General features: G+C 56.1%; 15 protein-coding genes. 3 read left to right on the forward strand and 12 right to left on the reverse strand.

Annotated features, from left to right (window positions below):
• Positions 1-13: 13 nt before the first annotated feature.
• The 7 genes from atpG to BF99_RS21840 form a co-directional block, all read right to left on the reverse strand.
• On the reverse strand, positions 14-877 hold the full coding sequence (atpG, locus tag BF99_RS0104845; protein WP_025769987.1) for a F0F1 ATP synthase subunit gamma: 864 nt from the start codon (positions 875-877) through the stop codon (positions 14-16).
• Between the two features lie 36 nt (positions 878-913).
• The gene (gene atpA, locus BF99_RS0104850) at positions 914-2455 is read right to left on the reverse strand and encodes a F0F1 ATP synthase subunit alpha (protein ID WP_025769988.1); all 1542 of its coding nucleotides are present in this window, start codon (positions 2453-2455) and stop codon (positions 914-916) included.
• A gap of 291 nt (positions 2456-2746) precedes the next feature.
• A complete protein-coding gene (locus BF99_RS0104855) occupies positions 2747-3280 on the reverse strand; it encodes a F0F1 ATP synthase subunit delta (protein ID WP_025769989.1) in 534 nt (177 codons plus the stop codon).
• 39 nt (positions 3281-3319) lie between these two features.
• Positions 3320-3790, reverse strand: a complete 471-nt coding sequence (locus tag BF99_RS0104860; RefSeq protein WP_025769990.1) for a F0F1 ATP synthase subunit B — start codon at positions 3788-3790, stop codon at positions 3320-3322.
• A 24-nt stretch (positions 3791-3814) separates the two neighbouring features.
• Entirely contained in the window at positions 3815-4051 is a 237-nt protein-coding gene (gene atpE, locus BF99_RS0104865; protein WP_025769991.1) for a F0F1 ATP synthase subunit C, read from the reverse strand.
• Between the two features lie 78 nt (positions 4052-4129).
• Positions 4130-4963, reverse strand: a complete 834-nt coding sequence (atpB, locus tag BF99_RS0104870; protein WP_025769992.1) for a F0F1 ATP synthase subunit A — start codon at positions 4961-4963, stop codon at positions 4130-4132.
• 131 nt (positions 4964-5094) lie between these two features.
• Entirely contained in the window at positions 5095-5505 is a 411-nt protein-coding gene (locus BF99_RS21840; protein WP_156013169.1) for an ATP synthase subunit I, read from the reverse strand.
• 718 nt (positions 5506-6223) lie between these two features.
• Between BF99_RS21840 and BF99_RS0104890 the strand changes: the two genes are divergently transcribed.
• Together BF99_RS0104890 and BF99_RS22790 are read left to right on the forward strand one after the other, a co-directional pair.
• The gene (locus BF99_RS0104890; protein ID WP_156013170.1) at positions 6224-6916 is read left to right on the forward strand and encodes a hypothetical protein; all 693 of its coding nucleotides are present in this window, start codon (positions 6224-6226) and stop codon (positions 6914-6916) included.
• Between the two features lie 1377 nt (positions 6917-8293).
• Complete coding sequence (locus BF99_RS22790) at positions 8294-8581, forward strand: hypothetical protein (protein WP_156013171.1); 288 nt, start codon at positions 8294-8296, stop codon at positions 8579-8581.
• A 90-nt stretch (positions 8582-8671) separates the two neighbouring features.
• Here the strand turns inward: BF99_RS22790 and BF99_RS0104910 are convergent, their stop codons facing one another.
• The 4 genes from BF99_RS0104910 to rsmG all read right to left on the reverse strand — a co-directional run bounded on the left by BF99_RS0104910 (position 8672) and on the right by rsmG (position 12562).
• The gene (locus BF99_RS0104910) at positions 8672-9538 is read right to left on the reverse strand and encodes a DNA-methyltransferase (RefSeq protein WP_197019044.1); all 867 of its coding nucleotides are present in this window, start codon (positions 9536-9538) and stop codon (positions 8672-8674) included.
• A gap of 193 nt (positions 9539-9731) precedes the next feature.
• Positions 9732-10613 carry a ParB/RepB/Spo0J family partition protein gene (locus tag BF99_RS0104915; protein ID WP_025770000.1) on the reverse strand — a complete coding sequence of 294 codons (882 nt, stop codon included), beginning with the start codon at positions 10611-10613 and terminating at the stop codon, positions 9732-9734.
• 19 nt (positions 10614-10632) lie between these two features.
• Positions 10633-11430 carry a ParA family protein gene (locus BF99_RS0104920; RefSeq protein ID WP_025770001.1) on the reverse strand — a complete coding sequence of 266 codons (798 nt, stop codon included), beginning with the start codon at positions 11428-11430 and terminating at the stop codon, positions 10633-10635.
• 442 nt (positions 11431-11872) lie between these two features.
• The gene (gene rsmG / locus BF99_RS20235) at positions 11873-12562 is read right to left on the reverse strand and encodes a 16S rRNA (guanine(527)-N(7))-methyltransferase RsmG (protein WP_231471307.1); all 690 of its coding nucleotides are present in this window, start codon (positions 12560-12562) and stop codon (positions 11873-11875) included.
• A 589-nt stretch (positions 12563-13151) separates the two neighbouring features.
• Between rsmG and BF99_RS0104940 the strand changes: the two genes are divergently transcribed.
• Positions 13152-13526, forward strand: a complete 375-nt coding sequence (locus BF99_RS0104940; protein WP_197019045.1) for a DUF2306 domain-containing protein — start codon at positions 13152-13154, stop codon at positions 13524-13526.
• A gap of 128 nt (positions 13527-13654) precedes the next feature.
• Here BF99_RS0104940 and BF99_RS23315 read toward each other — a convergent pair.
• The coding region (locus BF99_RS23315) for a hypothetical protein (RefSeq protein ID WP_197019046.1) at positions 13655-14080 on the reverse strand (426 nt) is incomplete at its 5' end.

Raw genomic sequence — 14080 nt, forward strand, 5'->3', positions numbered from 1 at the left:
TATCGCTTCCGCTTCAGAGCGCCGCCGCCCCGCCGACGATCTCGGATAGTTCCTGGGTGATCGACGCCTGCCGCGCCTTGTTGTATTGCAGCTGCAGATCGTCGATCAAGCCCCCGGCATTGTCGGAAGCCGCCTTCATCGCCACCATCCGAGCCGCCTGCTCGGAGGCGATATTCTCGACCACCCCTTGGTATACCAACGATTCGATATAGCGGTTGAGAAGGTGATCGAGCACATCCCTCGCATCGGGTTCGTAAAGATAATCCCAGCGATGCCGCACCTCGTCCTCATCGGAAGGCAGGCGAGGCAGAAGCTGCTCGACCACCGGACTTTGGGTCATCGAGTTGACGAATTTGTTGTAGATGAAAAAGACTCTATCCACCCGCCCTTCGCTATAAGCATCGAGCATCACCTTGACCGTACCGACCAAGGCATCGACCGTGGGAGCATCCCCGACATGGGCCGTGCTGGCGAGCAGATTGACTCCCAAGCGCCGGAAGAAAACTCCGCCCTTGTTGCCGATCACGCAAAAATCGCTCTCGACCTTTTCCGATCGCCAACGATCCAGTTCGCGCACCGCTTGCCGGAAAAGATTGTTGTTGAGCCCCCCGCAAAGACCGCGATCCGAAGAGACGATGATGAACCCGACCCGCTTGACCTCATCTCGTGCAACGAGAAAGGGGTGACGGTATTCGGAGTTGGCGGCGCTGACATGCGCGATCACGCTGCGCATTCGCTCGGCATAAGGGCGAGCCTCACGCATCCGCTCCTGCGCTTTGCGCATCTTGCTCGCAGCGACCATCTCCATCGCGCGAGTGATCTTCTGCGTGTTTTGCACGCTCTTGATTTTGGTGCGGATTTCCTTGGCGCCGGCCATGTCTTTCGCTCCGTCGGGCGGTCTTTATTCCAAGCCCTACCAGGCGTGATTCGCCTTGAAATCCTCGACCGCCTCTTTGAAGCGGGATTCGACGCTATCGTCCCATTTCGGGTCGGCGTTGACCGCGCTTACGAGGTCGGCGCGATTCGAGTCCATGTAGGAGATCAAGGCATTGGAGAAGGCCCCGGCCCGCTCGAGTTCGACATCGTCGAGGTAGCCCCGATCCACCGCATAGAGCGTCATCGCTTGGTGGGCCACGGAAAGGGGAGCGTATTGCGGCTGCTTCATCACTTCCATGATGCGTTGACCGCGCTCGAGCTGACGGCGAGTGGCGTCATCCAGATCGGATGCGAACTGCGCGAAAGCGGCCAACTCCCGATACTGGGCGAGCGCCAATCGCACCCCGCCGCCCAGGCGCTTGATGATATCGGTCTGAGCGGCACCCCCGACTCGGGAAACCGAGAGACCGGCGTTGATCGCCGGGCGGAAGTTGGAGTTGAAAAGATCGCTCTCCAAGAAGATCTGGCCGTCGGTGATCGAGATGACGTTCGTCGGAACAAAGGCGGAGACGTCACCGGCCTGGGTTTCGATGATGGGCAAGGCGGTCAACGATCCGGTGCGACCCTTCACCTCGCCTTTGGTAGCCTCCTCGACATATTTCTCGTTGACCCGAGCCGCCCGCTCGAGCAACCGAGAATGGAGATAGAAAACATCGCCGGGATAGGCCTCTCGTCCCGGAGGCCGGCGCAGCAACAAGGAAACTTGCCGGTAGGCCCAAGCCTGCTTGGTGAGATCGTCGTAGATGATCAGCGCGTCCTCACCGCGATCCCGGAAATACTCGCCCATGGTGCAGCCGGAATAGGGGGCGATGTACTGCAAGGCCGCGGATTCCGATGCGGCAGCGGCGACCACGATGGTATGTTCCATCGCGCCGTGCTCTTCGAGTTTGCGCACGACCCCGGAGATCGACGAATTCTTCTGCCCGATCGCGACATAGATACACTTGATGCCGCTGCCCTTCTGGTTGATGATGGCATCGATGGCGACCGCGGTCTTGCCGGTTTGCCGATCCCCGATGATCAGCTCGCGCTGACCGCGGCCGATCGGCACCATCGCATCGATCGATTTCAAACCGGTCTGCACCGGCTGGTTCACCGATTGGCGAGTGATGACCCCGGGGGCCACTTTCTCGATGGGGGAGGTTCCATCGGATTCGATCGCCCCCTTGCCGTCGATCGGCTGACCCAAGGAGTTGACCACGCGTCCCAACAGGGCTTCGCCCACCGGGACTTCGAGGATGCGCCCGGTGCATTTGACGGTGTCGCCCTCGGCGATATGACCGTAGTCGCCCATCACCACCACCCCGACCGAATCCCGCTCGAGGTTGAGGGCGAGGCCGAATGTATTTCCGGGAAACTCGACCATCTCGCCTTGCATGACATCGGAGAGCCCGTGGATGCGGGCGATGCCGTCAGTGAGGGAGACGATGGTCCCTTGCGTGCGCGCCTCGACGCCGACCTCGAAACTCTCGATCTTCTTCTTGATGAGATCGCTGACTTCCGCCGCGGTCAGTTGCATGACTCAAAACCTCTATGTGTAGGTGCGAATGGACGGCTCAAGTTCGAAGGGCCGTCGGGGCAAGCCCGAAAAAAATATCTCTTTCGCTGCGCGAGGGTCTTTTTCGATCGCGCTTCGACTCGTCGTTCGCTCGTCACTGCGCCTTGCTTTCAAGTACTCGAAACCGATGAACCGGACTTAAACCCCCCGGATCTCGATGAATCCGAAAGAAGTTCTTGGCCATTGCGATCGTCGGTTTTGCTCTTGGGCCTTCTACCGGCGAATCGGAGTTTCGGTCGATCGCAGCACCGCTCACACCAACGACTGGGCCAACTGCCCCAAACGCCCTCTGATCGAGGCATCGATCACGAGGTCTCCGGCGCGAATCACGACCCCGCCGATCAAACCGGGATCCAAGTCGAAAACCAAGCTCACCTTCTTGCCGAGATGCTTTTCCATCACTTGGATGATCTCGGCGCGCTGCGCTTCGTCGAGTTCGAAGGCACCGGTGACATGCACCTCGCTCCTTCCCTCGTGGGCCGCCCGCTCCCGTTCGAAAAGCCGCGCGATCTCCGGCAAGAGGGCGAAACGCCCGTAATGCCCGATCACCCGAACGAAATTGCATCCGGTCGCGGATAAATGCTCGCCGCCGACCTCGATGAAGAGATCGACCAAGCGGGCGCGATCGATCCGAGGATTCGCGATCAAGGCATGAACGGAAGGATCGCAGGCGATGGTTGCCAGCAAATCCAGCATCCGGCCCCACTCACCCAAAGCGGACTCATCCTGCGCTTGCCGAAAAGCGGCGATCGCATAAGGTCGCGCCAATCCCGCCGATTCCGCCATTTCCGCCTCCGCTTCCCTTTTACCGATGGATCCGACGAATCAAAGTCGCGATGCCAGACTCTCGAGAGCCTTGGCATGGGCGGCGGCATCGACTTCCCGACCGAGAACCTGCTCGGCTCCCGCCAGCGCCAGATTCACGACCTCGCCGCGCAGAACCTCGCGGGCTTGGTGGGTCTGCTGATCGATCTCCGCCTGCGCGGCCTCGATGATCCGGGCACTCTCGACCCGAGCATCGGCTTTGGCCTCATCGACGATCTCTCCCGCACGACGCTGAGCGTTGGCGATGATCTCGCGGGCCTGCTCTTTGGCCCCCGAGACTTCCTGCTCGATCCGCACCTGCGCTTGGGCCTTCGCCCTCTGTCCGGCTTCGGCAGCGGCGAGACCATCGGCGATCTTCGTGCGTCGCTCTTCCAACGCATTGAGGATCGGGGGCCAAACATATTTGAGGCAGAACCACACGAACACCCCGAACGCGATGCTCTGACCGATCAGCGTCATATTGATGTTCATGATATCGATTCCTCTGGTGGCGGATCAGCCGCCCACCACCGCAAAGAGCACATAGAGACCGATGGCGATCGCGATGATCGGCAAAGCGTCCACCAAACCCATCATGATGAAAAACTGGGTGCGGAGCATGCCCAGCATCTCGGGCTGACGGGCGATGCCCTCGATGAAGCGGGCCGCCAAGATGCCGATCCCGACCGCGGCCCCGGCCGCACCGATCCCGAGCATGAGGCCGCCGGCGATATAAAGCAGAGCTGTTTCCATCTCTTTAATCTCCTGTCGAGATTGTCACGATCTTCGGGCGATGCCCGAAACAAGGTCGAAAGTACGAAGCGTTGATGATCAGTGATGCGAATGCGCCATATCCAGATAGACGATCGTCAAGATCATGAAAATGAAGGCCTGCAAGGTCACGATCAAGAGGTGGAAGACCGCCCACCCCCATTGCAGCGCCCCTCCTGCGAGCCCCCAAAATAGGCCACCGCTGTAAAGCAGTGCGATGAGAATGAAGATCATCTCGCCCGCATAGAGGTTTCCGAACAGGCGCAATGCCAGCGAAACCGGCTTGGATATCAGCGAGATCCCTTCCAAGAAGAGATTCACGGGAAAGAGAAATTTGGGGAAGGGCTGGAAGGCCAGCTCGCCGAAAAAGCCCTTGGCGCCTTTCACCTTGATGCTGTAATAGATGGTGAGCGCGAATATCGAAAGGGAAAGGCCGAAGGTCGCATTCGGATCCGTGGTCGGCACCACCTTCATATAAGGAACGCCCAGGACGTATGCCAAATGAGGGATCCAATCCACCGGCACCAGATCCATGGTATTCATCAGCAGGATCCAGACGAAGAGGGTCAGGGCTATCGGTGCCACGAGATCGTTCTTGGCCGTGAAGGTGCCGCGGACATTCTGATCGACGAATTCGATCACCGTCTCGACGAAATTCAAGAAGGGCGTGGGCACCCCGCTCGTCGCTTTGAGCGCCGCCTTGCGGAAAATCCACAGAAAAAGCGCGCCTAGCCCCACCGACCAGAGCATGGTATCGACATGAATCGCCCAAAAGCCCATCTCCCTCGCCTCGGCGGCGCTTTGGGCGAAGCCGAAGCCATTCTCGGGGTGAACCCCGAGCGCGAGGTTTTGCAGATGGTGCTGGATATATTCGGTGGAGGTCTGAGCGGCCATCGGGTTCTTCGCTTCGAATCCAAAAACTTGAGGAGCGGCAAAGGGCTCCGTGAACCATGCGCAAATTTCGGAAATTATCTGCGCTCTTTCTCAATCAGTGCTTCATTCAAGTCTGCAAGCGGTGATTCAAGTCATCGGATTCTCGATGTGGACGAGAACACGATGGAGGCGATGACCCCTCCGATATGCACCGTGATGAAGCCGGCAAAAAGCGCCGGTACGTTCAAATCCTTCAACAACAAGAAAGTGGCGAGAAAAAGCCCGCAGATGATCGCGATCTTCCCCACCTCCGCCCTGAGCCATTGTCCGAGGGCGTTCGCACTTCCTCCTTCGGATCGCAAGACCTTGTGCGCGAAGTAGACGCTGGGAACGAGGCTATTGAAGGCCCCGACCAATGCCGAAAAAAGCGCACCTTGCGGACCCCACAGATAAGCCCCCAAACCCACCGTCACCAAGAGCAGGCCCTGCACCTGCACCACCCGAAGGCCCAAGGAAGACGACTTCATCACATCGCCGCTTCCCGATGCTCGATGATCGGACACGGATGCCTTCAATCACCAACGAAGGCTTGCCGTACGCTTCGAGTGCTCGACGACTCGGATTTTGCGCAGCGCATTATAAGGCAATCTGCGCTTTTGGATCAAACGAAAACGAGAGTCGGGAATCGCACCCTCTTGGGAGCCTCCTCCATCCGCCCGGTACCGGATCGCCCGTGATCGAGCCCTCATCGCGCCCGAAATCGGTCGATGAAGGCGATTTCGAGCCCAAGCGGATGCCGCTTGCATCGAAGATGTGCGAGAAAAGACCGCCTCTCATCGGGGACAAGCCAAAGACCGGAATCGGCGCTCGTCATACGGAGTTTGTCGACGAATCCGGCATCGATACCGAGAAATCCCCATCATCGATCCACCTGAAACCCGAGCACCGGGGGCATCGTTCGCACCCTCCCGCCCCCGACGATATCGCCCCGTCATGGCTTCGATCGCGAATGTCGAGTGCCGTGGGAGCCACCTTCTTTTCGCATGAGGCTACCGATATCGTCATCGCCCGAACGACGAATCAGCATCCTTTTTACACCACAGCATCGGCTTGATCTGCGCCCATACGGAAAAGCGCCAAGCACTCGAAGGGCAAAAATCGGATAATACGCCCATCGTCTTCCTGGCCGGGATCATCGATCGACCTTGTCATCGCGCCGCTCACGAACACCGGCTATCGATTTCCATTCAAGGATCGATCGTTTGCACGGAGAAAATACCGATGGAAAAATTATCGATAATGGTCCCTTTGGATCTTGAACGGATAAAAGAGATCGAGCGCCGCGTCGAGGCCGGCGAGTATGAAACCGTCAGGTCGCTCGAATATAAAAGCCCCTTCTTGGATAGCCTCTATCATGTTCGGCATGCGGTGCAGCTGGTGGCCGAGCGTCGCATCGACGTCGGTGATTATCAAGGCGCATTGAACATCGCAAAAAACATGCGATTCAATCATATCAACCTCCTTCGGAGATCGATGCAACAAGAATCGGAGCGCCTCGTCGATGCCGGTGAGTGTAACTATGCGATCAATGTCGCAGATGAAATGGGTTTCGATCTCGCCATCATGGCCGAGGGGATTTGCTGGGCTTGCGGAGGAGATCTCGCCGACGGGGGTCACTACCCCGATATCTGCCTTCGAAGAGAGTGCGACGAAGCTTATAGAGAGCGGATCGGACGGCGACTGAAATACGGGATGCCCCGCAGCGCAAGGCGAAAGATCATCCTAAGAGTTCGTAGGATCGATGAAGCGCTTCTTAAACAATATGTACAAGAAGTAGTGGATCGTCTCCATGCTGTCGGAGACATCAAATCCTCTATATTTGCGCGCAATCTTGCGGATAAATCGGGATATACCTTACGCTGGGGAAAAAAATCCGCTTCTCTACAAGCCCCTCGATATCATGAAGAACCTTGATATCGAGGGGGCGGCGATCGATATATTCGCTCCCATCGGCCAAACGAACGATCTATGCAATCAAAAACATCGGCCGATGATGCGACAAGCGATATAGGAACCGATGTCGAAGTCGGTTAGTGATGAAATCCATCTAACTTGAAAGCCATATCCTTTATAAAAACCGATGAGAGTGTATTTTATAAAATTAACTACCGAGATCGATACGCTCTAAGGAAAGACAATCTTCGGAAAGACGATTCTCGAAAGATAAAAAACATGGTACTTACATGGGAGCATATTCTCCAATGGTTTTAATGGCTTGGTTAGCCAAACCATCCAAGCGGAGATGATCCCATGAACGACTCGGAAGACAAGCCTGTCGTCCCTAGTGTACAACAGATTTTCGAATGATTTCTAGACAAAGCCTCCAATCAAGATTCCATTGAGATGCTGCTTTGGAAAGATGGAGAGCCCTCATGTCTGAAATGCTCGAGCGAATACCACAGCATCCGGAAGACCAGAAAATAATATTCTCAGTGCAAGGACTGCCGGAAAATCTATTCGGTGAAATACAGTATCATCTTTGAAAGAAGCGAAGTGCCTCTGCGCAAGTGGCTGTATTTCTTCTACCTGCAGCATGTTTCTTGCAAAAGCATCTATTTGGATAGCAGCCAGCAAAGGATCTGGATATCACACGGCCATCGACATAGCATCTGCATCATCGCGGGCGCAAAGCGTGCTCCGGCCAGTTGGCTAATCTCTCGGGTGAGATCGAAATGGATGTAATATATATCGGCGGAAAAGAGAGGAACAAGCAAACCGAAAAAATGAGATGGGCTGCAGACCTACCGAAAAAACAACTCATTCTTGACATCAGAGACCGTAAGATAAGCGAGATGAAAGCCATTTTGGTCAACTCTGAGAGCGGACCAACGGTGTATATCGATCTGCTAGACACAGTCGAACCAAGAACAAAGAACTCGCTGATGACGACTTGGCTTATCGGCATATTAACAAATTGCCTTATCTACATAAAAGCGTCAGACACTGCCATAGATAAATCAACATCATCATTCTCATGAACAAAAAATCGATCGAATTCGGCACTATCAATTTTATCAGTACACTGTGCAAATGCACTGTTAAATAACGGCTGACTTACGTCTCCTTAATTAATGAATACTCAATGATGCTATCCCTTGACATCAAAGAGCAATGTCTGCGTTGCGACCAAAGCAATTGAGTGAACATCTTGGTTGCTTCGGTGACGTTAGCGGCGACAGCCGTCAGCATTTGGAATCCGAAAAAAGGCTTTGGTACGATACTCTCTTTTTCAAAAGTGGATCTATTAGTATATAATTTCATTGAATTATAAGACTCTACTGCAATAGTCTTATGAAAAGTGAAAAATTTATCCAAACGAAAAATGTACATAACATTAACCCAGATGCGAAGCCAAACCAAAATGATATTCGCTTGGAAGAAATGAGTAATTCTTCCATTCTGTCTTTTGGGGGATCATCATCTTTGGTTTCAATGTACCAAATAAATTTCACAACAAATGCAGCGACAACGATCGACAGAATAAAAGTCCTTTCTTGTTCGTTCGGTGTGATGGTGAATGTTGCTGCAATCGCCCCTAGAGTACCTAGTACATACTTTATCATGATCGATTTTCCTTGAAAAAATTACCTTGTCTCACTCAACGATTTTCCTCATTAATTTTACACCCTTTTCAAATTAAATTCATTTATTTTATCAAACTGCTTAAGCCTAAGCATGAATCCATTTTCGATCTTCCAAATAGAATTCGCTCGTTTTGGAAAATTCTTCATAAGCAGCTCGGGTGGATTTCCTCGGCTCAATTTCCAATCGCTTCTCGGCGATGGCGACATAGTCGGGATTGATCTCGATTCCGATGCCGAATCGATTCGTTCTTTGCGCAGCAAGGCAGGTGGTACCCGAACCGAGGAAGGGATCCAATATCGTTTGCCCTTCGCAGGAAAACACTTTGATCAAGTGTTCGCATATCTTGAGGGGCTTTGGCGTCAAATGGCAGTTATATCGATCCTTTGTCGGTTTCTCCGCGCTCATGACCGTTGACGGGACATTTCCCGTCAGGCTTTGCCTCGAATCGATCAAGCCCGTTCGGTGTCGTCTCCAGTTATCCACGAACGTGCCCTCTCGAGGTTTTTGGGCGCAGAGAATCGATTCGAATTGAGGTCGAAGCTGCGGGGTTTTACGACCATCCATCTCCTCGGTCAAACGCTTTCGTTCTTGATCGGAGATATCGACTCTCTTTTTCAAGAAATGCGTCATGCCGAAGGCTTTGAACTGCGCCCTTTGCGTGAACTGCCAAATATATTGATCCCGAATCTCGAATCGGCAGTCTTCGGCCGCAATCGCCATCCGGTGATAGAGCCTGGGGGCGGAGAACACCAACATGAATCCGCCGGGCTTCAAAATACGAATCAGTTGCTCGAATACCGGCTCCAAGAATGCCTGCAACCTCTTTCCTTGTTCGCTGTCGAACTTCATACCGATCGGCAAGCCCCCGACCGAACCCGTTCCTCGCTTGCCGCGCTTTCCTTTTTTCCAATCCGCATCCAAGCCGTCCAGAAAATACGGTGGATCGGTCACGACCGAATGGACCGATTCATCGGGAAGATCGGGCAAGATATCGAGACAATTTCCGAGGTGGATATCGGGAATCGCCATGTCAAGGTCTTTCTTTCGATCAGGAGTCGATCGCTTGGATTTAACGGTCCGATTCAGCATCGTTTTGGCTCATCGATTCCACCTTGGATGTTCGAGATATTAGCACGCCCAATCGCTAGCGAATCCGTTCGAGGATGCCGTCGAGGGCATCGAGGCCCGCATAGTGGATGACCAGCCGACCGGCGCCGCTTTTCTTGTGATCGATGCGCACCTGCGTTCCCAAGCGCTCTCCGAGATCGTTCTCCATCCGTTGTAGATCCGCATCCCGACGAGTCGATGTCCCGTCGCCTTCGGTTGCGCGCTTGCCCGGGGCTTTCGAGCGCACCAAACGTTCGGTCTCGCCGGTCGAGAGCCCTCGGCGCACCACCTCCTTCGCCGTTGTGCTTTGCGCTGTGCCTTTGATCCCCAGCAACGCGCGGGCATGGCCCATTTGCAGATCCCCTCGCTGCACCAGCGTGCGAACGTCGGGGTTGAGATCGAGCAGGCGCAGCGCATTCGATATCGAGGGGCGCGAACGCCCCACCGCCTCGGCGAGTTGTCCGTGGGTCAGGCCGAATTCCTCGGCGAGGGTACGAAAACCCTCGGCCTCCTCGATCGGATTGAGATCTTCGCGTTGAATATTCTCGATGAGGGCGATCGCCGCCGCCTCTTCATCCGGACAATCGCGCACGATCGCGGGCACCGTATGCAGCTCGGCGGCTTGCGCCGCCCGCCAGCGCCGCTCGCCTGCGATGATCTCGAACTCCTTGCCTTCGATAGGCCGCACCACGATCGGCTGCACGATGCCGCGCACCCGAATCGAGCGCGCGAGATCGTCGATCGACGATTGATCCACGCTTCGCCGCGGCTGATAGCGGCCGGGACGGATGAGATCGACGGGCATGGAACGAAGGTCGCTGCCCATGTCCGCGGCGCTCTCTCCCATCACCTCCGGGGAGATATCGCCGAGCAGCGCATCGAGACCGCGTCCGAGACCGCGCCTGCGTTTTTTGGCCACTAGCGACGCGGCTCGCCTTTCAGCGAGCCCCCTCCCGGCGCCGATCCCCGCGTTGACCATCGCGTTGGATGATTTCGTTCGCAAGTTCGATATAGGCCAGCGAGCCGCTGCTCTCGCGGTCATAGAGCAAGATGGGCAGGCCGTGACTCGGGGCTTCGGCCAGCCGAACATTGCGCGGAATGACGGTATCGAAGGTCTTGCCGCCGAAGAGCCGGGTCAGCTGCGCCGAGACCTGACCGGATAGGTTGTTGCGAGAATCGAACATGGTGCGCAAAAGCCCCTCGATGCGAAGACCGCGATTGATGCGGCGTTGAATCTTCTCGATGGTCTCGAGCAAAGCGGAAAGACCCTCGAGCGCGTAATACTCGCATTGCACCGGAATGACCACGGAATCCGCGGCGACCAGCGCATTGACCGTCAAAATGCTCAGCGAAGGCGGGCAATCGATCAATATGCTGTCATAGCCCTCGCGCACCGCCTCCAACGCTTGCCGCAATCGGAATTCGCGCCCGATCTCGTCGAGCAGCCCGACCTCCGCACCGGTCAGGTCGGCATTGCCGGGAAGCAGGTGATAGCCGCTATCTGCCAGCATGACCACCGCCGACGATAGCGGAGCCTCGCTCATCAAGACATCGTAGCCCGAACGCTCAAGAGCGGTCTTGTCCACCCCGCTGCCCATCGTCGCATTCCCTTGGGGATCGAGATCGACCAATAAAACCCGCCGCCCCGCAGCGGCGAGAGAGGCGCTGAGGTTGATGCTCGTGGTCGTCTTGCCGACCCCGCCCTTTTGGTTCGCCACCGCGATGATCTTCCCCATGCCGGCTTCTTCCCGATTGAATGCGCCGCTCCACGGCGAAGCAAGAATGACCTTTTCGAACGACAACGGTGCCGAATTGCGTTTTCCGCACGGTTCGCTCACGCCGAACGATGCCGCAAGAACCGAAGCGGCCGATCATGGCCCTCGGTGGCAGCCGGGAACGGGCCGAGTTCGCAGGCAAAGCGAGACCCGAGATGCCTTGTCAAAGAAAGCGGCTCGCTGGGGGGTATTCGAGCGGCGATTGAATCACGTCACGATCCTTATCATAAACCCCCGTATCGTCGACCATGTCGCCGATCCCCTGACATCGGTGTCGATATCACTAAGACAAGGCATCGTCGCTCGAATTCGACGTTATTGCGGCCACCACCTCCCGATAAGTCATATCGACGGATATTCTTTTTCTTCTTCGATCCTTTTATCGGATCGAAAAATCGAAGATTCATCGGCCATCGATCACCGAACCGGGATCGACTCCGAAAGAAGAAACGATCCCGTCGACGATATCGATCGAAACCAGCGTCGTCGGCGGGCAGCCTTCGCTTCGTCGCACATCCTCGATCCGGATCGACAACCCCTCCCCTTCGATGGCATCCAACTCCGGCAAGGGCCGAGGCCCTTTCATCGCGACGATCCGGCCCGGGGGCTCGATCAACGGCTTCGACCCCGCCAACAACTCCGCCACCGACATCGCCGCTCGACTGATGACGGTGGAATAGGAGCGAGCGGGCCGATGGTCGGCAAGACGCTCCGTTGCAACCTCCACGTTCCGAAGCCCGAGTTCCAACACCGCTTGGGCACAAAAGCGAGTCTTCTTACCCACCGAATCGAGCAATGTGCAGTGGATATCGGGGCGCATGATCGCCAACACGATTCCGGGCAATCCGGCACCGGTGCCGACATCCAAAAGACGAGCTCCATAAACGGATTCGAGCGCGGTCAAGGAATCGAGCACATGCCGTTCGATCATCGAGAAGGGATCTCTGACCGAGGTGAGATTGCTCGCCCGATTCCACTTTGCCAATAGCAGCACATAGCGCGCCAGCAAAAGCCGAGCCGAAGTCGGGATTTTATATCCCGAACGCATCGCCTGCGCTTCGAGGCAAGATTCAAGCGCATCGAGCGATGGCAAGGTCGCTCGAGATCCGGCGAAGGAAGGGTCTTGGGGGGATCGTTTTTGCAACGTTAAAGTGTCTTCGATGGCTCGCAATCATCGGTATCGAGGATCGAGCGGATCGATTTTCCGAGGACGCAAATAACGGATGGATTCGATCCTTCGATAGTGTTCAACATGGTGATCGGCAACGCACCCAAGAGGATCGAGATCAACAAGTCGAGCGAAATTATCTCACGATCGAATTGCGGCGCATCGAAGAATAAACGAGGCCTTAGCGCCTATCGGCGGCGAAAGAGCGCGAATGCCACCGCTCTTACCGGCCCGCAATGCCCCGGCTTACGATGACCGACCGGTAGCCGAGCCCGAAAAGCCGCCACCCTCTTCGCAATCGATCCTACAAGAGACAAGGAATCTCTCCCGCCCGACCATCACCGATGAAGAGGCGGAAGGCGGAAGGCGGCGAGCCCGAAAGCGCCAAAGCCTTGACCCGAGCCTCTTTGCGACCGAAGAGATTCGCTCATAATCCGGCGGTATTCGAGCCCCCCGACATCGCTTTGCATCGTTCGAATACCCAACCGCCCGCTCATTGGGAATGCCAATCGATATGAACGATATCATCTGGATTTGGCTACATCTTTCCTTCGCCCTTGCCGCTCTTGCGCTCGGAGCGATCAACCTTGCCGGTGCCAAAGGCACCTTGCGCCATGTCATCATCGGATGGACTTGGGTGGGGCTGATGTCGGCGGTGGCTCTGGGCTCCTTTCAAATCCGCGAACTCGAGGACGGACGCTTGAGCTGGATTCACTTGCTCTCGGTCTTCACCTTGCTATCGATGGCGCTGGCAATCCACGCCATTCGCTTTCGCCGCGATGTGAACCGGCACCGCCGAGCGATGATCGGCACCATGATCGGTGCGATCACCGCCGGAGTCTTCGCCCTCTTGCCCGGACGCTATCTCCCCGGACTCTTGGGCTTTTAGATCATCGATCGATCCAATCGAAGATAGCCTCGAAAGAACATTTCTCTATCGATAAAAAGGGCGGCTCGTCCTTTGGGGAGAAGCCGCCCTTGATCGAAGCATCCAACTTCGAAGGCGAATACCGAAGGCTAGTTCTCGAGCACCCCGGTGGCGCTGTTGTTGACCAGCGCTCCGCCGCCACCGGTGCGGGTCATCACCTGTACCGTGAAGGGTTGATCGGAGTGCAACTCGCATGACAGCCCCATCTCCTCCCAACGATGGTCGATGAGCGATGCCAACTCGCTGGTTTGCAAGTGCCTGACCGTCAGCCGGTCGAGGCGACCCAACGCTCCCTCGTGCAGCATTCCGTCGTCGGTGTAACAGGTGAACGCCGTTCTCGTGCAGTGCTGGCCCTCGGGGGCGAGGCATCGGATGCGAAGGTTCGTCTGTTCGTCCCCATCGGGGCCGGGGATGGATTCGATATCCACCCGGCGATAGCCGTGGCTGGCATCCAAGACGCTTTCGAGCACGGCGCTGTTGTTGACCAGCACTCCGTCGCCGGAGCGGGTCCATAC

The organism is Thioalkalivibrio sp. HK1, assembly GCA_000583135.1.
Taxonomy (GTDB): Bacteria; Pseudomonadota; Gammaproteobacteria; order HK1; family HK1; genus HK1.

Excerpts from the sequence above, each read along its gene's own strand:
- BF99_RS0104920 (WP_025770001.1), bottom strand. The coding sequence starts at position 11,430 with ATGGGGAAGATCATCGCGGTGGCGAACCAAAAGGGCGGGGTCGGCAAG.
- atpG (WP_025769987.1), bottom strand. The coding sequence starts at position 877 with ATGGCCGGCGCCAAGGAAATCCGCACCAAAATCAAGAGCGTGCAAAAC.
- BF99_RS22790 (WP_156013171.1), top strand. The coding sequence starts at position 8,294 with ATGAAAAGTGAAAAATTTATCCAAACGAAAAATGTACATAACATTAAC.
- BF99_RS0104940 (WP_197019045.1), top strand. The coding sequence starts at position 13,152 with ATGAACGATATCATCTGGATTTGGCTACATCTTTCCTTCGCCCTTGCC.
- atpA (WP_025769988.1), bottom strand. The coding sequence starts at position 2,455 with ATGCAACTGACCGCGGCGGAAGTCAGCGATCTCATCAAGAAGAAGATC.
- BF99_RS0104860 (WP_025769990.1), bottom strand. The coding sequence starts at position 3,790 with ATGAACATCAATATGACGCTGATCGGTCAGAGCATCGCGTTCGGGGTG.
- BF99_RS0104890 (WP_156013170.1), top strand. The coding sequence starts at position 6,224 with ATGGAAAAATTATCGATAATGGTCCCTTTGGATCTTGAACGGATAAAA.
- atpE (WP_025769991.1), bottom strand. The coding sequence starts at position 4,051 with ATGGAAACAGCTCTGCTTTATATCGCCGGCGGCCTCATGCTCGGGATC.
- atpB (WP_025769992.1), bottom strand. The coding sequence starts at position 4,963 with ATGGCCGCTCAGACCTCCACCGAATATATCCAGCACCATCTGCAAAAC.
- BF99_RS0104855 (WP_025769989.1), bottom strand. The coding sequence starts at position 3,280 with ATGGCGGAATCGGCGGGATTGGCGCGACCTTATGCGATCGCCGCTTTT.